Genomic DNA, 20,020 nt, shown 5'->3' with positions numbered 1-20,020 from the left:
TTACTAAACTAAGACCAAGAGTCCCCGGGGCAGCTTAGCAGGCCTCTGCCTTATGAATAGACCGAACGAAGGAATGTAAGCGCAAATGACGCTAAGAGACATGGGAGGGTACGTCATCATAAGTTTCGCAGAGATCTATTGTGCATCACATAGTGGAGAAAATAGCTAATGATTTCCATTAGTTTTAGCGAAGCGTACGCTCAATTTACTAATAAAAACCAGAATTTCAATACTCTGTTTAAAAGTAGAWTAAAAAAATAAATTCCCTAATATACCGAGTGGTGCAAACCGTTGATACATCAATGTTTATAGAGGGAGGTTAGTTCTATAAGCGTAGTGTATTCGTACTGTGTAATAAATATATATGTGTTTTTTTCATCTTTTTAGGAAAGTTAGCGAATCCCAATATCTTTGTAATGAATGCGGCAACTGTTAAAATCATAGTTCCTTTAAAAAGAGTTTGTTTAGTCATCAATTATTCACCCTTTATCTTGTCCATATTTGAATATATGCAGGATAAAGGTAAACTAGCTTTCTATATTTTTCTTTTTGTAGAACTAACGAGTATTTTTGGAGATTTTAGCATAAAAAAACACTCATCTATAAAATGAGTGTCAGGAGGTCGAGGGTTAACACCGATATTCGGTGCTTTTTCTTACGACTAAGAGATCAGTGAATTATTTTACTTTAATGACTCCACATATGAATGAACCATTTCTGGGGTAACTAATTTACGAGTAGGTATTAGCCTTTGGTTTGCAAGAACATTGATTTGCATAGTGATTTGATTAATATGGTCTGTTGTAAAATCCTTTTCAGCCTTACATAATTCTATAGCTCCTTGAATATAATCTTCACGTTGTTGGTCTAATAGGGAAAATTTAGTAAAAAGTTGATTTTGTTTTTGAGCATGTAACGTAAGGGCTTTATGTACACTCATTGTCCTTCACTCCTATAATTTTTTCTAATAGCTACTTCTATATTAACATCATCATTTTTTTAGCAATAGTAAAAACTATAAAAGATAAATCCAAAAGGTAGTTGTTTCACGCATCGGATGTGATTATGAATACGGACGAGTAAGTACCATTGATCAATCATTAGATTTACAGGAAGAGAAGTTAAAAGAATATGGCTGTGAGAAGATATTCATGGAGAAACAAAGTGGTGCTAAAAGTGATCGTGAGGAACTGATTAAGGCGTTAGACTTTTTAAGGGAAGGAGACAAGCTGGTTGTTTACAAAATAGACAGACTAGCTAGGAGTACATTTGATTTACAAAAGATTGCTAAGGAACTAGAGAACGGAGAATAGCTTTAGTATTCATCAAAGAACAGATTGATTTTAGTACACCATCTGGAAAGCTAATGTTTACTATGCTGGGGGCTGAGTTTGAACGTGATTTAATCAAAGATAGGACACTGAGGGACGTGAAAGGGCAAAAGCTAAAGGAACTCCATATGGGACGTAAAGGAAAGGACGAGAAGGACGTTAAGAAGGCTTTAAGGCTGTATGATGAAAGAGAATCTAACGGTTTAAGCGTTAATGATATAGCCCAAATGACAGGAGTCCCACGTTCCACTATTTATGCTAAAGTGAAAGAGATGACTAACAATAGCTAATCGTCTTTTTTCTTAATGAACTAAAGGGGCAGGTTAGTTCAACACAATGAAAACTAAAATGATTTATAATCAACATTTACTTATTGACTTTTGCTTTGAGAATGATTAACATGAAGTCAACTTCATGTGAAGAGAACTTCACGTGAAATAAACTTCACTTCAGGAGAATTTAAATTGGTTAGGAGAGGTATGTTTGAAAAATCTATTCAAACAGCGCTTTTTTGTTTCAATTTTGATAATTGTATTGGGAATCATTCAAATAACTCTCGATAAATCAGTAGGATTTAATTTTGGGTATTTCATATTATTCTTAGGGGGAATAATCTTGGTTTCCTCAACAATTTCTTATATTAAATCCCGAAAGAATAAATCTCTAGAAAAGGAATTAGCAAAGGAATATGATGAAAGAGACGCTTTAATTGATGGAAAAGTTGCTCGCTTTTCTTTGCAAATTCTGATATACGAAATCTTTATTCTTATGTTTTTAACTAATTTTGTGGTAATCGCAACAAATACTGTATTGTTTGTTGTCTTAGTATCATTAATAATTAGTGAATTTTGGGCTAGAAAATATTATAATCATGTCCTTTAATTAGGGGGATTTATGAAAAATAGAGTAAAAGAATTACGAATAGAACATGAAATAACACAACAAGAATTAGCTGATAAAGTAAGTGTATCTTCTAGAACAATCATCTCATTAGAAAAACAACAGTATAATCCATCTGTGCTACTTGCGTATAAAATAGCTTCAGTTTTTAATTTATCAATTGAAGAAACTTTTATTTTTGATGAGGATGACAAATAATCCATTTTAAAAAGATGCACATATTAAACCAAACAACGGAGGATTTTAAATGCAGATTATATTATTTATTTTTGGGGCAGTTTTAATAGTTTGGGGTATTTATCGTATGAAAACTGACGATGGTTTATTCGGAAAAAATCAAAAAAGTAAGAATATATTTAATTTATTACTAATGGGAGAAGCATCAGGATTAGGACAATTTTCGGGTGGGGTTTTGTGCATAATCCTAGGAGTTATTGCATTTTTTGTAAAGTAGTAATAAATAAGAATTTTATTTTTACACTGAAATGTTGTGAATAAAATCACTTAAACAAACGGGTTCTTTATCTGAAGATCGGAGCTGTCTCTAGGCAGCTTTTTCTTTTTGCAACTACCGAATTATACTATGACTATTAGATTGGTTGTTGAAGATGAAAAGGAAGAAAAAGAAGAAAAGCGAATCAAATATAATTAAAATGAAATTTGGAAAGGACGAAGAATCAGATTTTATATTTGTGTGGTTACATCCTATTTTTTCATGTAGGTTATTTATCCAGTATTTTATAAAATGGATAACGTCTGTGGATTCTTCTTTGGCACCTACTGTTCATCGTTATTACATTTTATTCTTTACATTGATATTGAGGTCATTTTTGTGGATTTATATTGGAATGTCATTATTAAGTATATTTGGACTGTTGTTGGTTATACGGATTGTCATTTCTTTCTTTGAACTGATCAGACTTTTTAAAAAGGATAACTTATTTTTGTATGGTTTGGGAGTTACTGTTGTATATGGATTTAATGGCATGATTTTGTTGGGAAATGCACTGTGGTAGTTTTATATACATGTTCTTCTTCAAGTAACGGGGTAGTTTAGTTGCATAAGGAACCGGATAGCTCTATAAAAAAGCAAAACATCTGTCATTTTGGTTCGTAATTTCGGAAATGCACTTCAAACCGGAACCCTTTATAAATAAGTGACTTTTTTTATTCTACTTATTAAGTCTCCTTTTTATAATTTTTCTTACGAAATAAATAGAAAGATCTTTATCTTCATATAAAGAAAGAAGAAATGTTTAAATAAATTTGACAGCTGAAAAGCCAAAAAGGGATTATTTTATCTTTAAATTGATGTTAAGTATAGTAAAAATGGGCAAAACGAAAGGTGATTTTGTCCTCTTCTTTTATTTGCCTCATTTAATATTATTTAATGAAAGCTTGGCAAAAGCCTTATATGAAGCCCTTTTTTAAGACCTTCCACACCAGGATATGGCTTATCAAGTTGCGGATAAAACACAAAGTCTTGATGGCAGAAATCTTTAAGTTCATCATAATTCTCTTCTTCAATCGTTTCAAAAAAACGGAGAACTAAGTCTTTGTTTGCTTCAACTGACATCAATAATCCTCCTTAAGTTTCTTACACGGTTTACACCTTAAAATGAATAAGATTTTCCACCATCAGAGACTGACACATTAGACGAGATTCCTTTTTCGTTAATAAAGCTTTTTAATTCTTCTCTAGATAGTCCCCAATGGTTTACAGCCTCCATGTGAACAGCAATGATTTTTGCATCAGGGGCAGCCAGCCTTGTACAATTCATATAAATCTTCTTTCCCCATGATAAGAGAACCACCCACAAGGAATTGATTATCTCGCATTAACCACAATGATTTCCGGTTTATGTGTATCAATGGTTTCTTGAACTGCTTCATACCATACTGTATCACCAGTAAAATATAGTGTTTTCTCCTTTGAGTGTTTGAAGATAACGCCACACACTTGACCAGCATGCTGTAAGATTTCGCCTCTGCCATGCTCGCCTTTTGTTTTAATCAATTGAATCCCTTCAAAAACTGTATTCTCTTTTAAAATATTTTTGAAACCAGCGCTTCTAATTTCTGTCGCATCGTTATCATTTTGAGCGAAAATTTTAATATCTTTTGGGCAATGCTTCTTTAGCAGCCTCATCCCAATGGTCAGTATGCAGATGAGTGACAATGACAGCATCAATATTAGATATAATATCGTCAATGGATGTCGGTAAGCTTACCAAAGGATTATTTTGGTCTTCTCTTGGCGCAGGGGGTAAACCAACACCAGTTCCATAAGGCGGCATAGTCCCTTTTTAAGGTATCTTGAAATAAAAGAACAATTCAACTCCATTTTTTACCATGTTATAAACATTTTCCAACGCCGCCCCTGGAGGCTTTCCCTCCCATGCCCTATCATTCCTTCGTCATGCCTATCTAAGGTATTCAAAAAGAGGGAGGTAAGTAAACATACATGAATTAGATGTAGGTGTGGAAATATCTTTTATTAAAATCTCGACCTTTTTTCATATCTTCAATCTTTAAACCATTTTAGAAATGGTCTTTTAAGTCAATTAGAATCCAAAAATTCAGCAAAAACTTTGAATAGGACGACTTAGTTCTATTTATATATACTCCCCACATCTGTTTTCCACAAAAGAATCGCATGGCGTTCTTTTTCGAAAACCTTTTCAAAAATAAATTTCTGTTGTGGATAGCTGCTCGTGGCCAAAACTCTTCATAATCTGATAAACATAACTCCATTTAAGTGAGAAATGATGGAAAAAGCATGCCTGAATGTATGAGGACCAATGGAAGAGGAACGAAACTTCAAAAAAGGCAATCCACTCTCTTTAATGGCTTTTGTGATGTATTGAGGACAAATAAGAGAGAGAGTTGGCACGGCAGGTATAGGTCGTAAAGAGGGTGATCGTCTCCTTCTGCAGCATCTTAGTTTATTTTTTACAGCATAGAGTATATTTCTTCTTATGCGAGAAATGATAAATCTGAGAGAAAGGGGGGCGTTTCATATTTTTTTCTCCGGTTTATTTAAAAGGAAACGTTATTCAAAATACCAGCAAACAAACCAAAATGTTTATTCAGAAAAACTTAGTTCGATAGATCATTATCCGCTGTATCCTGATTTATCGATGAATATACAAGTACTTCAGCAGATGTTTCACCATGCTCCGGATTTGGTGATTCGCCACTTCGAATTCGCCGGAAAGGGAACAAAGGCAGTTCTAGTATACGTAGATGGTTTAACAGATAAAAATTCAATAAGCAATAACGTTCTAAGTGCCCTGATGCAATCCTCTTTCGACCCAAAGAAGGGATTGCCTACAACTGTAGGGGATGTTGAAGACGTCCATTCATGGAAATCCATTGAACATGCACTTTTTGCAGGTGACAGTGCCTTATTCATCCAAGGGGAAACTAAAGCATTTCTTTTGGATACAAAAGGATGGCCTCAAAGAGCGATTGACGATCCGAAGTTAGAAACATCACTGAAAGGTGCCCACCAGGGATTTGTAGAGACCGGAAGTCAGAATGTAGCAATGTTGCGAAGGTATATTCCTAACCGAGAATTGATCATAAAGGAACTTACAGTAGGTGTTCGCGGAAAGTCAAAGGTCTTTATCGTTTATTTGGGAGATGTTGCTAGTGAAGAAGTACTGCAGGAACTTGAAGACAGAATCAAACAAATTCAAATGGACGTGATAATTAATACTGGTGAACTATCTGAACTCATTGAAGATAACCCATATTCCCCGTTTCCTCAGTTTATATTAACCGAAAGGCCGGACGCAGCAGCTTCACAAATTCTTCAAGGTCGATTTGCCGTTATCGTCGATCGTTCGCCATCTGTTTTAATTGCTCCGGTAACAGTAATGTCTTTTCTTCAGAGTATTGATGATTACAGCACACGCTGGTTAGCTGCATCATTGATACGATTGCTGCGCTTTTTCGCTTTTATGATCACATTATTTCTACCTTCAACATATGTAGCCATTATATCCTATAATTATGAAGTCATTCCGTTAAAGCTTTTTTTATCCATAGCCGAATCACGGGTGGTTGTGCCCTTTCCACCAATCATAGAAGCACTTCTGATGGAGGTTACCATTGAAATGATGAGAGAAGCAGGCGTTCGTCTTCCGGCTCCAATAGGTCAAACGGTTGGTATTGTGGGAGGAATTGTGATCGGACAGGCAGCTGTTCAGGCAGGTATAGTAAGCAATATTATGGTGATTATCGTTTCTGCAACGGCAATCGGCTCATTTATCATTCCAAGTTATGACATGGGGACGGCTATCCGAATGCTGCGATTTCCAATGATGTTATTAGCAGTCATGTTTGGAAGTACCGGAATCATGATTGGTGCCATGACGTTGATTGCGCATTTAATTAGTCTTGAATCGCTGGGAACTCCGTATGCAAGCCCATTAGCTCCTTTCCGGTTTGCTGATATGAAGGACTCATTTATTCGTTTTCCCTTATGGAAAATGATTACAAGACCAAAAAGTGTAAGGACCATTCAATCCAATCGTCAGGGAAAGCCTAAAAGATAAGGTGAGGAAAATGAAAAAATACACTCATAATGAAATCACCATCCTGCAATATATTTTTTTAATTGTTGGGACCCAAATGGGGGTCGGTTTTTTGTCGCTTCCTAGAGTTGTTGCCGAAAAGGGTGGAACAGACGGCTGGATGGGCCTCATCATTGGTTGGATATTAAGTGTTGCTGCCAGTATTATTATGGTGAAAACGGCTGAGAAGTACCCAAATGACACGCTTTACGATCTTCTTATCCGATTTTTCGGAAAAATACTAGGTAAAGTGGCTATTTTCATTATTCTTGGATACACTTTAAGCTTTTCTTTGATCATATTTATTAACACTTTTCTTTATATAAAAGCATGGTTTCTTCCCAATACACCTGATTACTTAATTGTGTTGTTATTTTCAATCCCGGTATTATTTATAGTCAGGAATGGTCTCCGTGTTATTGGAAGATACAATGAATTGATTTTCTATATGACGATGTGGCTCCCGGTAGTTCTTTTGTTTCCATTAAAAGATGGAAGTTTCTTGAATTTACTTCCATTGTTTAAAGTTGGTTGGAAGTCAATTTCAGCTACCCTGCCGCCGGTCATTTATTCGTTCCTAGGGTTTGAGCTTGTCTTTTTCTTTTATCCTTTCTTAAAGAAAAAGCAATATGCCATTCATGGAATTATTATTGCCAACACCCTATCGATGTTCTTTTATCTCTTTGTAACCATTAGCTGTTTTGTGTTCTTTAGTCCGGATAGCATTACCGATTTTAATCAGCCTGTCCTAAGTATGCTCAAAGTGATTAAATTCCCGTTTATTGAGCGTCTTGACGTGGTTATATTGAATATTTTGATCCTTTTTTCCTCAAGATCCTGGATCTTGTACATGTACTGTACGGTCTTTAGCTTCAGTCAATTAATGAATAAGCAGGATCATAGTTTATATGTGCCCGTTTTGTTAGGTTTACTCGTCGTGGGCACATTTTTTGTTCAACCAACATGGATGCAAGTTACAACTTGGCAAAAATGGGCTTCGAATGCCGGGATTGCGGTAGCATATGTGTTTCCCGTTTTTTTATGGATTTACAGTTGGGGATATGAGAAATTTTCACGGAGGAGATTTTCATGAGTCGAAAAATAGGATTGTGTCTTTTAATCCTTGTAATGATACTCTCTGGGTGTATGGATGCTACACCAATAGAGGAAGTTAGCATCTCACTTATTTTAGGCCTCGATTTAGATGAAGAGGATAATTTATTAGTGTATATGTCAAGCCCGATATTCAGTAAAGAGGCAAAAGAAAAGGAAGAAGTGTATGAAGTTAAATCATACACCCTCCGACATTCAAGAGAAAAATTTGATGCGAGGGTAATAGGATTAACATCAGGAAGTAAAACTGAATTGTTTTTGGTGGGAAAACGATTGCTTAAAAAGAAGGATTGGTTTGACTATCTCGATCCTTTCTTCAGAGATCCTAAAAATACAGTAACCGCGCGTGTTGTCGCTGTAGATGGATCTGTTGCAGATGTTATATTCAATAAACCAACAGATAAACCACGACTATCTCTATATTTAACAAGTTTAATTGATGCTGCCGCCAAGAGGAATATTGTGAAAGAAACGACCCTCCAGGATTTTCACAGACAAATGAAGGACAAAGGGAGAACGGCGTGGATCACCCAAATCAAAAAGAAAAAAAGAATCGAGCTAACAGGTTCCGCACTGCTGGCTCAGTCCGGCCAGTATAAAATAACAATAACACCTGAAGAAAATCAATTATTAAATATTTTAGAAGGTAAACAAAAAGGTGATTATTCCATAACTATTCCGGTTTCTTTGGAATCCGCCAGTAGAGGCAAACCATACATCAGCTTCTCCATTTCAGATTTGAAAGTAAAGAAGAAAGTAAAGTTCAATGGACGCTTTGTATTTGATATTAATGTAGATTTACAAATCTCGATATCCGAACAACTCTTTCCATTCGATGTCCAAAAAGATTATGCAAAGCTTGAAAAAAGCATTACAAATGAGCTTGAGAATGAAACCAATCAATTAATTCAAAAAATACAAAAGTCTCAAATTGATCCTTTAGGGCTTGGTCTGTATGCAAGAGCTTACACTTATCAAGAATGGAAAAAAGTACAAGAAGACTGGGGGAACACTCTGGCAAAATCAAAAATAAACATACATGTAAAAACAAAAATTAAGGGCATAGGATCATCGAATCATCAATAGGACAAAAGCTTTCATAATGGGGATGCAGAGAACCGATCCCGGTTTATAGGAAAAGGTCCCTTTTAGGGATTAAATCTGCAAGCTTATTTTGTGTAATCAAAAATAACAGATTCCAGGTAAAAGAAGAAAGAAAGAAAGAAAGAACCAAAGCTTTCAAGCGATGGTGATCTAGAGAAAGATTGAAAGTTCACTGGAAGAGAAAGCGAACCAGGTATGGACAAACTTGCCTGAGAATCAACGCTTTAAGAGGGTGGTTTTTTTGAAAAGACATCAATTTGGAGAAAAAGGATAATTTTATTCGGGATTATATCAATGATCATTTTGTGGACCGATTGAAAAAAGAAATGCAACTTGATAAGTAAGTAATGGAAGGAAATGCTTCTAGAAATAACCGTACATTTACGGCAAGTAAATTGGTAGAAGATAATGATATTATCGCAATTGAAATTGGAACGACCACCATGTAGATATTGGACTATATACATGATAAAAAAACTTAACTATCTTAACAAACTCGATTCCTGCCGTTAATCACAGTTTAACTTAACGAAGTTTTATAAAAGCGGAAGTTTTGATGATATCGATACGTTATATACAAATGCTAAGCTCGATGAGGCGAGAAATAGTCTTTTTTTGGCCATAAATAAGTCAAAAATAATAAAAATCAACATCATCGCTCAATATTTTTTGGGTTAATCTGTTGTTTTATTTAAAATATATTTTGATTTTTAAAAAATATATATTATTATTATTTTAAAAATCAAACAACATTATATTAAAATGTGCCCTTAAAAATTAAATCAATCATTCAATCAAAAAAAGCAGGTTTAGTGCATTAGGTTGGATCACATATTGGACTCTAACTGTTTGTTAAACTCCCTCAGTTTGATGCGAATATCTCTCGAATGCTCACTTATTCGCAGGATTTCATAACCCTTGATTGTAAGGTCACGTTTAAATGGAGTGATTTAAGGACATGGAGATTTCGTGAAGACATAGTTAAATAAAGGAGTTGTACAATAACCCACATTTTACCATATAATGCACATTCTCCACACCGCCCCTGGAGGCTTTCCCTCCCATGTCTCAACGGGTCAATTGCCCTATAATTCCTTCGTCATGCCTATCCAAGGGGTGGAGGCCAGTTATGCTAACCTGATGGGTCAGTGCCCTTTTGTTTAAGAAATCTGGTACTCCGTACATATTTGAAATCCTACGAATAAGTCAGCATTCGTAAAAAGAAATAGTCTATGAAAATTAGTTTATGAAGGTTCTCTTCGAGAACCTAATTAAAAAATCCCCTTTAAAACTACGCAACCAGTTCAGTAATAGGTTGAACTTTATCTGCACAATAAGCCTCGTTTCTGCGTGCTATTCCAACAAATATCCTGGCTAGCTTACCTACCAATTTCATAATAGATTTCATTTTCTTCATTTTTTTAACCTTAACATTATGGGAGTGAATAGCTCGAAATTCCGTGTTATTCATCACAAGGCTCATGGTGGCTAAGTAAAGGAAACGTCTTAGCCTGGATCTCCCTCTCTTAGAGATGATAATTTGACCTTTCCACTTACCAGAGCTTGCTTCAGCCAGATGCAACCCAGCGTGCCGAAGTAAAGAATTACCGTGTGAAAAACCACTTAGATCTCCTGCTTCACCTAATATTCCGGCTAAAGAAATTTCACTAATTCCCTTAATGGCAAGCAGCTTCTTGGCAAAAGGTATTTGTTTTAATACATCCTTAACCTCTTGTTCCACTCTTTCGAGTTGTAAGACTGCGAGATCATACTCCTCTAATAATTGTTCCAAATGAAATTTATACGCTTCAAGTGCTTGTCTTGTGCCGACAGATTTCTTAGCTAACTGAAGAAGTAATTGAGCTTTCTTTAATCCAGGCTGCCTCTTCATTATTGATTTCCATCCTGAAACAACATCATCAGGTTTCAGGGAACGCAGTTCCATTGGAGATGGAAATAAACGAAGTGTGGCGATTGCCCCTTTAGCAGTAATGTCTTTAAATACTTGCCTGAGTTCGGGAAAGACGATATCCACCCAACGGTTTAATTGATTAATCGTGCTAACGAGTCGTTTAACTACCACATCACGGTTAGACATAAGGACCCTAAGTATTTCAAATGATTCTGAAGTGTTCCTGACAAAGGCGTAGTAACCGTTCTTCACCATATCAGCGATGACCAAGGCATCTTTCTTATCACTTTTCGACTGAGTATTGTCACGGTTTTCTTTATTCCTTTTTACTAAGTGAGGGTTTACCGTTACTACCTCAATTCCTTGTTTAAACAGCCATTTTGAAAGATTAATCCAGTAATGTCCTGTAGGTTCCATTCCCACGATCGCTACCTCCAGTTTATTTAATCTTTGAAGCTTATCCATCCATTTTAATAAACTAGCAAATCCATCTTCATTATTTTCAAATGTAAGTGGATCTCCGACTACAATTCCACGGAAATTCACTGCTCTAGCCACATGTAATTGTTGGGCAATATCCACTCCAACAACAAGGTGTTTATCGGAAATTCTTTCTATTAGTTGATTTTGTTTATCTTGCATTTTAAACTTCATATTAGGGTTCCTCCTAAGAATCTGAGTTAGAGTGGTGTCTTACTCATATCTTACTGAGGAGCCCTATTTTTTTCAAAGCTGAAAAATAACGAACTACAGGAATGCTAACCTGTCCCGTTAGTTTTGTCGCGCCCTTTATGGGTAGCACTCATGGGAGATTAATCCTTTTTTTGTCGTCGCGCTAGCCTCTACTTAATATGCTATGATTGGAGGTTTTTGTTTAACGATTGACCAAACTCAATCAGATTACTCATAAGGCTCAGCCTTTTAAAAAAGCGTTTTTACTGGCTCTATTTTTTGTGGTCTTTTCTAGATTTTGAGCTTTTTAAATTTTCATGGGAGTTCAACAAGAAAAAACATAGCTTAACTTGTTTTTATATGCCTGCCGTACTTCTTATGTAGGGGTTTCTTGCACTACTTCCAATTCCAATTGCATCTTCCTAATTTATCTTTTCTAATTGGTCAGCGATTTTCCGTGATATACGATTACCTTTATTCTATTGTTTTTCATACAACCTTCATTTTCCCAAAATATGAAGAAGAAATCCCTTTGCAAGAAGGTAAAGTGATTTTTTTTAAGAATCGGATTTCTGGGATGATTGGTTAGCAAGATGCCATCAGAACAGCGACAAACAATTTTAATTTAAAAAATGTTTTTATCAGAGGTTATCATACCTCGCGAATAAGGAAGAATTATATATTGATAAAACAAGAGAGGTAATACAAGAATTACCTCAAAAAAACCTTTCTACACATGAGTAGAAAGGCCGGTTAAACAATCCGTAATTTAATTTTCTTTCGTTAATCGACTCATTCGGAATGGAGTAATGATGAGAACGATAATAAGGACAATTCCCATATAGCCAAAGATTGGATAGAGAGAGGAAACAAGTTTAGTGAAGCCAAAGAAGCTTGCTATAAATCCTATCAACAGTGATGAAATAACAATCACTTTAAATTTTGTGGTCTGCGGATCTGAAAAGCGTGTTCCAAATGAGTAGAACATGCTGACTGCCGTATTGAAAATCATAGCGAACAGAACGAGAGAGTACAGAATACCTAGGAGAGGTGAAATACTGTTGGCGATTCCCAGCATGGGCATATCCAAGTCCGATACAGTATTAATATTTGAGAAAATAGTAAGGTGACTAATTATAAGAAGTAGACCTAAAACGATCCCTCCTGTAAGCCCTCCAATGGATGATATTCTTTCATCGGGTTCATTTCCACCCATAACAAGTGTCATGGAAGCCCCCATTGCAATGGTTATTGAAATATAGTTTATTGCAGATATAAGCCAATGTCCCGCAGCTGAATTTTGTTCCAGCGCATGTGGTTCTAGTGACGTAAACGATGAATTCATTGTAAACATACTATAAATGAATAGAAAAAGTACGACAAGAATCAGAAATGGTGTGACGGATGCAATTACCTTAATCACACGGTCGACTTTCAGCATAACTGTTATCATAACAAGAACAGTCATAAGAATGGTTCCTATAAAGGAAGGTAATCCGAATTGCTGATCAAAGATCGAGCCTGACCCCGCAATCATGACAATTCCTATACCAAATAGGATGGCATTCAGAACATAATCAATGATACAGCCGAGAAAGCGACCACAAATCTTATAAATCACTTCCTGATGCGAATCTGTTTGTGTACGACTGCCAAGCTTCATCAGAATCATTCCAAGGTATGCAAAAATAGCGACTGAAATGATAGCTCCAATTGTGCCCAAGTTCCCGAAGCTTACAAAATAAAGCATGGTTTCTTGTCCTGAGGCGAACCCTGCTCCGACTAGAATTCCGATAAAAGCGCTAGCGATCTTAAGGATTCTCTTCATGTTGTCCTCCGTTTTTCTTACGTTTATATTTTTTTCTTAACTATTTGATAGGAGTGTTATTTGATAACCACATCTTTTGATACATATAATTTCCTAAGGAGGCTCCATGGTGTATTTATGGAGATGATTAACTTAGACACCGTCCTTTCATGGTACTGAAGTTCCCCAGTACTCTCGGGGGATTAGTCGATTTCCCGTACGCTACTGCCATCTCTTCATTCAGCTCTTTCGAACGTTTCGCTGCATGATGAATCGCCTGTGAAATGGCTCTGCCGCCATTATTTTTCCGTAACGCATCAAGTCCGGATGCTGTCGTTCCATTTGGTGAAGTAACTTTCTCCCTGAGGCTTGCCGGTGTCTCGTCGTTCACCATAATCATCTTGGCTGCGCCTAAAATCGTTTGGGCGACAATCTCACGGACCATCGCTTCATCCATCCCCTTTTTAACGCCAGCGTGTTCCATATGCTCCATTAAATAATAGAAGTAAGCAGGTCCGCTTCCTGCAATTCCTGTAAAAATATCCATATGCTCTTCTTCAATTAAGAACACTTTTCCCATACAGCCTAACAGTTCTTTCACTGCTATCACATTGTCCATGGCTGTATATCTTCCCGGACATAACGCAGTTGCCGACTCCCGGATCATGCTAGACGTATTCGGCATCAACCGCACAACCTGCTGTCCAAGCTGTAGATGATTTTCCATGAATTCAGTGGAAATGCCCGCTAAAACAGAAATTACAACTTGATCCACTCTTATTTTATCTTTGAGTGCATCAAGAGCATCTGCTGCTCCCTGGGGCTTCATTGCCAAAATGAAAAAATCAACTTCTTCATATGGCAATGCATCCTGATGGACCGCATGGACTCCATACACGTGATTCATTTCCTCGAGTCGTAATTGATTGCTGCGATTTGTCACATAAATTCTATCTGCTGGTATGCTCCCAATCTGCACAATTCCTGAAATCATCGACTCTGCCATCGAACCGGCTCCTAAAAATGCAACAGTTTTATCTCTCAACATTATGCCCTCCTAAAAGTTCATTGTTCGTAATTCCGTTCGTATTTTTTAACCTTGTTATCGTAACATGCTGAGATTTAGATTCAAGGGAAGAGAGGACATTCACAAGGAAAAGGCCGAGATAATGAAGGGAAGCGTTATCATTTGGGGCTTACATGCCAGTCAGGTCATTTAATCAAGGATAATCGGCTGTAATCGGGGTATTTGCGGATATATTAGGAAGAAAAACGTAATAAAATTATTGAACTATATGGAGCTGAGTTGAACAATGCAGGTAACTGCGGCACCTCTTTTTCCTATTCCAAAGTTATTTTGTGAAGGATTGTACTTAATTAACGGGTGTGTTAGCAAAAGATCGGAGCTGTCTCTAAGGCAGCTTTTTCTTTATACAACAAACTAGTCAGGATAGTTTAGGAATAAATGATATAATTTGTAATATTGATTTAATTGAAAGGAGTTTGCTGCATATGCCAACCTGTCAGCAATGTGGCAATAAATGGGGTTGGATAGAGGCCTTTTTTAAAATGTTTACCTTTAAAAAGAAGTTAAGATGTTCATCCTGTGATTCATCCCAATACGTTTCCAAGAAAACAAGAATGCTATTAAGCCTATTTATATTTATATCTTTATTGATTGTACCGTTAATGTCATATGGTGTACCTAAAGGTTATGTCTTAGCTTTTGAAATAGTTGCGTATGCTTTAGTGATTATTTTGATGCCATTTATATATAAGCTAAGTAACAAGGACGAAAAGATGTGGTAGTCATGCATTAACAAAAGATCGGAGCTGTCTTTAAGGCAGCTTTTTTTTGGAACTATCAGGGCAGGGGAATGAATTTAAAGCAAAAGAACAGGGAGAAGTTAACATGAATCAGAATATTGGTACAGAAGAAGCGATTAAAAGGTGGGATAGTTTCGCGGATACATATTCTGCAAATCATACCGAGCAAGGAGATCTTCATAAAGAAGTTTTTTTAAATCCAACTATATTATCACTTATGAAAACGGTAAGGAATAAAAATGTTTTAGATGCCGGGTGTGGTGAGGGGTATTTAAGTCGAATGTTAGCGAGGTCCGAAGCGACTGTAACGGCTGTGGATTATTCATCACGGATGATAGAAATTGCTAAAGAAAGAACCCGGAATGATTTGTTGATTGATTATAGGCAGGCTAATTGTGAGGACTTGAATTGTTTAGAGGACAAAAGTTTCGATTTAATAGTATCCAATATGGTCATTCAAGATCTTGCAGATTACGAAAAAGCATTTCAGGAAATGTATCGTCTATTGGTAGATGGAGGCTGTTTTATATTTTCGATTTTACATCCTTGTTTTGTTACTCCAGAAAGTGGTTGGGAAAAAACAAAGGACGGTAAAAAACTGCATTGGAACGTAGATAAATATTTTTATGAAGGTGTGTATGAACAACGTTTAGGTGATAAAGAAAAAATGCTATTCTTTCATAGAACATTAACAAGTTATATAAACACTTTAATCAAAACAGGTTTTATTTTAGAAAGCATAATAGAACCTAAGCCATCAAAAGAGATATTAGAAAAATATCCTTCATTTGAAGAAGATTTCAGATGTGCTGATTTTATAGTTTTTAAACTAAAAAAGTAAAGGTTATAAAAATATTATAAAATCAACTAGAGGAAGGTGTACACGGTGGGGGGAAATTACAGAATGATGAATGAGGTCTTAGCAAATGTCCAGTAAAACATATCAAATGAACCAGAGTTATGCTGATTCTCAAGAAAAACAAAAAATGTTATACAAACGTACATTAATTATTATAAGTATTTCACAAATTTTTGGCGGTGCCGGGTTAGCGGCTGGAGTTACGGTGGGGGCACTTCTTGCACAACAAATGCTTGGCACAGATGCATTTGCTGGAGTTCCATCGGGTTTATTTACTTTAGGATCTGCCGGGGCTGCTTTAATCGTGGGGAGACTTTCTCAACGTTACGGCCGCCGTACAGGTCTAACAGCTGGTTTTTTGATAGGTGGGCTTGGAGCGATAGGAGTCATAACGGCAGCCATCATAAATAGCGTTTTCCTTTTATTTGCTTCCCTGCTCATCTATGGTGCAGGAACAGCGACAAATTTACAAGCTCGCTACGCTGGTACGGACTTGGCTAACAATAAACAGCGAGCAACTGCCATCAGTATTACCATGGTGTTTACGACATTTGGTGCAGTTGCCGGTCCGAATTTAGTGAATGTAATGGGGGATTTTGCTCTTTCTATTGGCGTTCCTTCACTCGCTGGTCCTTTCATTTTATCAGCGGCAGCATTTATCTTGGCAGGTCTTGTCCTTTTCGTTTTACTTCGCCCAGACCCATTAGTTATAGCAAGAACAATAGAAGCGTCCAAACAAGAAAGTAATCGATTGGGATATTCGGCTGATACTGAACAAATGGTAAACAAAAGAGGAATTATTGTTGGTGCGGCAATTATGGTTCTTACTCAAATTGTAATGGTGGCCATTATGACCATGACGCCAGTTCATATGAGACATCATGGACATGACTTGGGTGAAATAGGTCTCGTTATAGGATTTCATATAGCTGCCATGTATCTTCCTTCACTGGTTACAGGTGTCCTTGTTGATAAGTTTGGCCGTACTGCAATGGCTATTGCCTCTGGAGCTACGCTGCTTCTGGCCGGTTTAATATCGGCGATTGCACCAGGAGATTCTATGATTCTCCTAGTTATTGCCCTTTCTTTACTTGGATTAGGATGGAATTTCGGTTTAATAAGTGGGACGGCTCTTATTGTTGATTCAACCGACACTTCGAATCGGGCTAAAACCCAAGGTACGGTGGATGTTTTAATTGCATTATCAGGAGCCTCTGGTGGAGCCTTATCTGGAATGATTGTGGCCGGTTCAAGTTATACAGCATTATCATTTATTGGAGGGTTATTATCTTTATTATTGATTCCAGTGGTCATCTGGTCTAGGGGAAGTGAAAAATAAAAAAAGCCATATAATAAGTAAAAAGAGTCATTTCCTATCTACAGGAAACGGCTTTTGAAGGTCATTTTGAAACGTTTGCCCCTTTTTTGCCAAACAAAAAATCCCCTCCATCCTCGAAGGGTTGCTCTGTTTTGTGCAATAGCATTGGGGAAATGAATAAAGTTTACCACCTCATAATTATTGCAGCATTGATTGTTGAGCAATCTGTAGATTATAATAATAATAGGAATACTACAAATGTACTATAAATTCATAAGAACTAACGGGTTGGGGGAGAAATTATGATGAAAAAACTAGCAAAGGCATTAACCGTAGGAGTATTAGCTCTAGGATTACTGGCAGGAGTTGGAGCAAATAAAGGAGAAGCTGCAACAGTAACAAAGCCGATCGGTTCAACTTTCTATAAGAGCGCCTTAGTAGGTACTACCTATAAGGTTCAAGATTATAAAGGTAATACAATTAATGCAAAAACAACTAAAGCTGTAACGTTAACTCCATATGCAACAAATAAAAACTTTTCATATGCTACAGTAACATTTGTAGATTATGATAAAGTAGGAACAAAGTGGGTCAAGTATACAAAAACAGCCAAAGGATATTTCTTTACTCCTATTAAAAATGGTATAACTTACAATGAATATACAAATGTAAAAAAAGGAATGACTTATAATCAAACGGTATCTATCACAGGTGAATATATGAAATTAGATTCAACATATACATATGGCGGCATTACCCAAAAAGATTATACCTGGAGCCGTTACAGTGACACTAATGACACAGATTTTTATACGGTTTTTGAAAACAACAAGTTAACATACAAAAGCTATTCTGTAAGTGAATATTAATAACAAAAAAGCCCCTCTCGTGTGAGAAGGGCTTTTTATTTTTATTATTCCAAGTATAAAAATTGTTTCTTTTTCATTTAGGTGAATTTTGATATTGTGAGGGGAGGGGTGAAGTTTTGGAAAATACAAGAAAATTGAAAAAACAAGAAGCAATACCTTTGATATTGACTGTTGTTTAGTTATAGCTGCAATACTGGTTTTTATATCGGCAGATCGATACCGAATATAGATTTAAGGATATCGATTTTTTATTTTGATATTGGATTTTTAGTGGCTTTGATTTTGGGAACCAAGGCAAAGCAATTTGGTATAGGGGCAGGGATTGTTGAAAAAAGGAATTCAACCTATGTTTGTATAAATAGTAATATTTAACGATGTTTGGCATTGCGCGCTAATGGTATTTTAACAGTTAAATTATTTTCTAAATGGGGAGGGGCATTTTTGCAAACTTTTTTTAGATATAACTGGATGGTAAGAGAAGACTGGTATCGTTGGTGTGAAGAGTTAAGTGAAGAAGAACTTCTGCGGAACCGAACGGGTGGAATGGGAAGTATATTGCATACACTTTTCCATATTGTTGATGTCGAATGGAGCTGGATACGTCTCTTACAAGGTAAAACCGACTTTCAGGAGAGTTTTGATAGTTATAAAAGCTTGAACAAAGTTCGAAAATTGGACGCTGAATTTCATTTGGAAGTGGAAAACTTTGTGAACAACTGGGATGCTAGTATGGAAAATCAATTATTTTATGATACCTTGCAAGATGGAAGAATTGTGACGGATACTTGGGGTGAAATATTGCGACATACTATTGCTCACGAAATTCACCATATAGGGCAATTATCAATTTGGGCAAGGGAATTAGGGAAAAAGCCTGTTTCTGCAAACCTTATAGGTCGGGGTCTTTCCTCTCATTCCATATAAATAATTCAAATGGATATTAATTTAGTCGGTTTCTATAAATATTGAGTGAAATCCTTCAATTAGAAATCGCCTTTTCGATGTTCTGCTGCTGGTCAGTTTTGTTAAGCAAAATCAGTTTGTGAAGAATTGTATTTAAAGTAACGGGTGCGTTAGCTGAAAAAAGCTGTCTTTAAGGCAGCTTTTTCTTAATGAACTAAAGGGGCAGGATTGTTCAACAAGAAGATTGCAAAAAAGACCGCCTATACTGGCGATCTTTCGAATCTACGTATTAAAAAACTAAGCAGCATCTTTTATCTCTCTTGTTTTGGTAGCAAATAGTTTTTCTTTAAGAGTTGGCATAATTATGCCATCTACCCCATATCTTCCTGCATTCATAGCAGAAACTAGGATAAACATTGACAATAAAACAAGTTGTGGGTTTGTACTTGTAGTACCACTAAACATATAAGAAAAGTTCATCGCCATTCCAAAAAACACTGCTGTTTTTGTAAAACAACCGATTAATAGACCTAGACCTACTAATAGTTCTCCCCAAGGAACTAAGAGGTTAAATACCTCTATATTAGGAATCGCTATATTTTTTAGAAATACCACCCACCATTCTTGAACTGCCGGATGTTCTCCTGTTGCGTTGGCCAACGCACCCTGTAAAAAGCCAGAAGCATCAAACTGTCCACTTGCTATTTTCCCCCAACCAGCCATAATCCACGTATATCCGATATATACACGTAATACAGCTAAGAGTATAGAAATGTTTTTGTTTTGTCTTAGAGCATCAATCATCATGTTTTTCCCCCAATAGTT

17 protein-coding genes and 3 pseudogenes are annotated in these 20,020 nt (G+C 36.3%); 13 read left to right on the top strand and 7 right to left on the bottom strand.

The features are described from left to right. Window positions 1-682: 682 nt before the first annotated feature. Window positions 683-940 carry a DUF2533 family protein gene (locus AC1DVB_RS05590; RefSeq protein ID WP_057277283.1) on the bottom strand — a complete coding sequence of 86 codons (258 nt, stop codon included), beginning with the start codon at window positions 938-940 and terminating at the stop codon, window positions 683-685. A 112-nt stretch (window positions 941-1,052) separates the two neighbouring features. On the opposite strand from AC1DVB_RS05590, the pseudogene AC1DVB_RS05585 reads away from it, so the two are divergent. From AC1DVB_RS05585 to AC1DVB_RS05570, 4 genes and pseudogenes are all read left to right on the top strand, one after another. Beyond that, window positions 1,053-1,621: pseudogene (locus AC1DVB_RS05585) on the top strand (recombinase family protein). A gap of 193 nt (window positions 1,622-1,814) precedes the next feature. After that, complete coding sequence (locus AC1DVB_RS05580) at window positions 1,815-2,213, top strand: hypothetical protein (protein ID WP_057277100.1); 399 nt, start codon at window positions 1,815-1,817, stop codon at window positions 2,211-2,213. Between the two features lie 12 nt (window positions 2,214-2,225). Further along, window positions 2,226-2,429 (top strand): helix-turn-helix transcriptional regulator, encoded by a 204-nt coding sequence (locus tag AC1DVB_RS05575; protein WP_034306678.1) that lies wholly within the window; start codon window positions 2,226-2,228, stop codon window positions 2,427-2,429. A 49-nt stretch (window positions 2,430-2,478) separates the two neighbouring features. After that, complete coding sequence (locus tag AC1DVB_RS05570) at window positions 2,479-2,685, top strand: hypothetical protein (RefSeq protein WP_057277101.1); 207 nt, start codon at window positions 2,479-2,481, stop codon at window positions 2,683-2,685. Window positions 2,686-3,618: 933 nt separating this feature from the next. On the opposite strand, the gene AC1DVB_RS05565 is transcribed toward AC1DVB_RS05570, so the two are convergent. Both AC1DVB_RS05565 and AC1DVB_RS05560 read right to left on the bottom strand, forming a co-directional pair. Continuing rightward, window positions 3,619-3,807, bottom strand: a complete 189-nt coding sequence (locus AC1DVB_RS05565; protein ID WP_230137276.1) for a nuclear transport factor 2-like protein — start codon at window positions 3,805-3,807, stop codon at window positions 3,619-3,621. 37 nt (window positions 3,808-3,844) lie between these two features. Beyond that, window positions 3,845-4,528: pseudogene (locus AC1DVB_RS05560) on the bottom strand (MBL fold metallo-hydrolase). Window positions 4,529-5,218: 690 nt separating this feature from the next. On the opposite strand from AC1DVB_RS05560, the gene AC1DVB_RS05555 reads away from it, so the two are divergent. From AC1DVB_RS05555 to AC1DVB_RS05540, 4 genes and pseudogenes are all read left to right on the top strand, one after another. Next, window positions 5,219-6,793, top strand: a complete 1,575-nt coding sequence (locus AC1DVB_RS05555) for a spore germination protein (RefSeq protein ID WP_328118561.1) — start codon at window positions 5,219-5,221, stop codon at window positions 6,791-6,793. Between the two features lie 10 nt (window positions 6,794-6,803). After that, on the top strand, window positions 6,804-7,904 hold the full coding sequence (locus AC1DVB_RS05550) for a GerAB/ArcD/ProY family transporter (protein ID WP_477588477.1): 1,101 nt from the start codon (window positions 6,804-6,806) through the stop codon (window positions 7,902-7,904). Beyond that, window positions 7,901-9,010 (top strand): Ger(x)C family spore germination protein, encoded by a 1,110-nt coding sequence (locus AC1DVB_RS05545; RefSeq protein WP_477588475.1) that lies wholly within the window; start codon window positions 7,901-7,903, stop codon window positions 9,008-9,010. The genes AC1DVB_RS05550 and AC1DVB_RS05545 overlap by 4 nt, the downstream gene beginning before the upstream one ends. Before the next feature lie 404 nt (window positions 9,011-9,414). After that, window positions 9,415-9,706 (top strand): annotated as a pseudogene (locus AC1DVB_RS05540) (hypothetical protein); the annotation flags it as partial. A gap of 613 nt (window positions 9,707-10,319) precedes the next feature. Here AC1DVB_RS05540 and AC1DVB_RS05535 read toward each other — a convergent pair. The 3 genes from AC1DVB_RS05535 to proC form a co-directional block, all read right to left on the bottom strand. After that, on the bottom strand, window positions 10,320-11,594 hold the full coding sequence (locus AC1DVB_RS05535) for an IS110 family RNA-guided transposase (protein WP_477588473.1): 1,275 nt from the start codon (window positions 11,592-11,594) through the stop codon (window positions 10,320-10,322). A 787-nt stretch (window positions 11,595-12,381) separates the two neighbouring features. After that, window positions 12,382-13,440 (bottom strand): YkvI family membrane protein, encoded by a 1,059-nt coding sequence (locus AC1DVB_RS05530; RefSeq protein WP_239859435.1) that lies wholly within the window; start codon window positions 13,438-13,440, stop codon window positions 12,382-12,384. A 127-nt stretch (window positions 13,441-13,567) separates the two neighbouring features. Then, complete coding sequence (gene proC, locus AC1DVB_RS05525) at window positions 13,568-14,467, bottom strand: pyrroline-5-carboxylate reductase (protein ID WP_477588471.1); 900 nt, start codon at window positions 14,465-14,467, stop codon at window positions 13,568-13,570. Window positions 14,468-14,931: 464 nt separating this feature from the next. Between proC and AC1DVB_RS05520 the strand changes: the two genes are divergently transcribed. From AC1DVB_RS05520 to AC1DVB_RS05500, 5 genes are all read left to right on the top strand, one after another. Next, the gene (locus AC1DVB_RS05520; protein WP_377331596.1) at window positions 14,932-15,228 is read left to right on the top strand and encodes a TIGR04104 family putative zinc finger protein; all 297 of its coding nucleotides are present in this window, start codon (window positions 14,932-14,934) and stop codon (window positions 15,226-15,228) included. A gap of 103 nt (window positions 15,229-15,331) precedes the next feature. Beyond that, window positions 15,332-16,087, top strand: a complete 756-nt coding sequence (locus AC1DVB_RS05515; protein ID WP_477588469.1) for a class I SAM-dependent methyltransferase — start codon at window positions 15,332-15,334, stop codon at window positions 16,085-16,087. 85 nt (window positions 16,088-16,172) lie between these two features. After that, window positions 16,173-17,444 carry an MFS transporter gene (locus AC1DVB_RS05510; protein WP_057277108.1) on the top strand — a complete coding sequence of 424 codons (1,272 nt, stop codon included), beginning with the start codon at window positions 16,173-16,175 and terminating at the stop codon, window positions 17,442-17,444. Window positions 17,445-17,725: 281 nt separating this feature from the next. Beyond that, window positions 17,726-18,292, top strand: a complete 567-nt coding sequence (locus AC1DVB_RS05505) for a hypothetical protein (protein ID WP_057277109.1) — start codon at window positions 17,726-17,728, stop codon at window positions 18,290-18,292. A gap of 441 nt (window positions 18,293-18,733) precedes the next feature. Then, window positions 18,734-19,216: a DinB family protein gene (locus AC1DVB_RS05500; RefSeq protein ID WP_057277110.1), complete on the top strand. Its 483-nt coding sequence runs from the start codon at window positions 18,734-18,736 to the stop codon at window positions 19,214-19,216. Window positions 19,217-19,492: 276 nt separating this feature from the next. Here AC1DVB_RS05500 and AC1DVB_RS05495 read toward each other — a convergent pair whose 3' ends face one another. Continuing rightward, window positions 19,493-20,002, bottom strand: coding sequence for a DoxX family membrane protein (locus tag AC1DVB_RS05495; protein ID WP_057277111.1), 510 nt, complete (start codon window positions 20,000-20,002; stop codon window positions 19,493-19,495). Window positions 20,003-20,020 lie beyond the last annotated feature (18 nt).

The sequence above is a fragment of the Peribacillus sp. P4_D6 genome (assembly GCF_056401795.1).
This window is presented reverse-complemented; position numbering and strand designations above follow the sequence as displayed.

Coding starts and splice junctions, on each gene's coding strand:
- AC1DVB_RS05590 (WP_057277283.1), bottom strand. CDS start 940: ATGAGTGTACATAAAGCCCTTACGTTACATGCTCAAAAACAAAATCAA.
- AC1DVB_RS05575 (WP_034306678.1), top strand. CDS start 2,226: ATGAAAAATAGAGTAAAAGAATTACGAATAGAACATGAAATAACACAA.
- AC1DVB_RS05570 (WP_057277101.1), top strand. CDS start 2,479: ATGCAGATTATATTATTTATTTTTGGGGCAGTTTTAATAGTTTGGGGT.
- AC1DVB_RS05565 (WP_230137276.1), bottom strand. CDS start 3,807: ATGTCAGTTGAAGCAAACAAAGACTTAGTTCTCCGTTTTTTTGAAACG.
- AC1DVB_RS05555 (WP_328118561.1), top strand. CDS start 5,219: ATGATAAATCTGAGAGAAAGGGGGGCGTTTCATATTTTTTTCTCCGGT.
- AC1DVB_RS05550 (WP_477588477.1), top strand. CDS start 6,804: ATGAAAAAATACACTCATAATGAAATCACCATCCTGCAATATATTTTT.
- AC1DVB_RS05545 (WP_477588475.1), top strand. CDS start 7,901: ATGAGTCGAAAAATAGGATTGTGTCTTTTAATCCTTGTAATGATACTC.
- AC1DVB_RS05535 (WP_477588473.1), bottom strand. CDS start 11,594: ATGAAGTTTAAAATGCAAGATAAACAAAATCAACTAATAGAAAGAATT.
- AC1DVB_RS05530 (WP_239859435.1), bottom strand. CDS start 13,440: ATGAAGAGAATCCTTAAGATCGCTAGCGCTTTTATCGGAATTCTAGTC.
- proC (WP_477588471.1), bottom strand. CDS start 14,467: ATGTTGAGAGATAAAACTGTTGCATTTTTAGGAGCCGGTTCGATGGCA.
- AC1DVB_RS05520 (WP_377331596.1), top strand. CDS start 14,932: ATGCCAACCTGTCAGCAATGTGGCAATAAATGGGGTTGGATAGAGGCC.
- AC1DVB_RS05515 (WP_477588469.1), top strand. CDS start 15,332: ATGAATCAGAATATTGGTACAGAAGAAGCGATTAAAAGGTGGGATAGT.
- AC1DVB_RS05510 (WP_057277108.1), top strand. CDS start 16,173: ATGTCCAGTAAAACATATCAAATGAACCAGAGTTATGCTGATTCTCAA.
- AC1DVB_RS05505 (WP_057277109.1), top strand. CDS start 17,726: ATGATGAAAAAACTAGCAAAGGCATTAACCGTAGGAGTATTAGCTCTA.
- AC1DVB_RS05495 (WP_057277111.1), bottom strand. CDS start 20,002: ATGATGATTGATGCTCTAAGACAAAACAAAAACATTTCTATACTCTTA.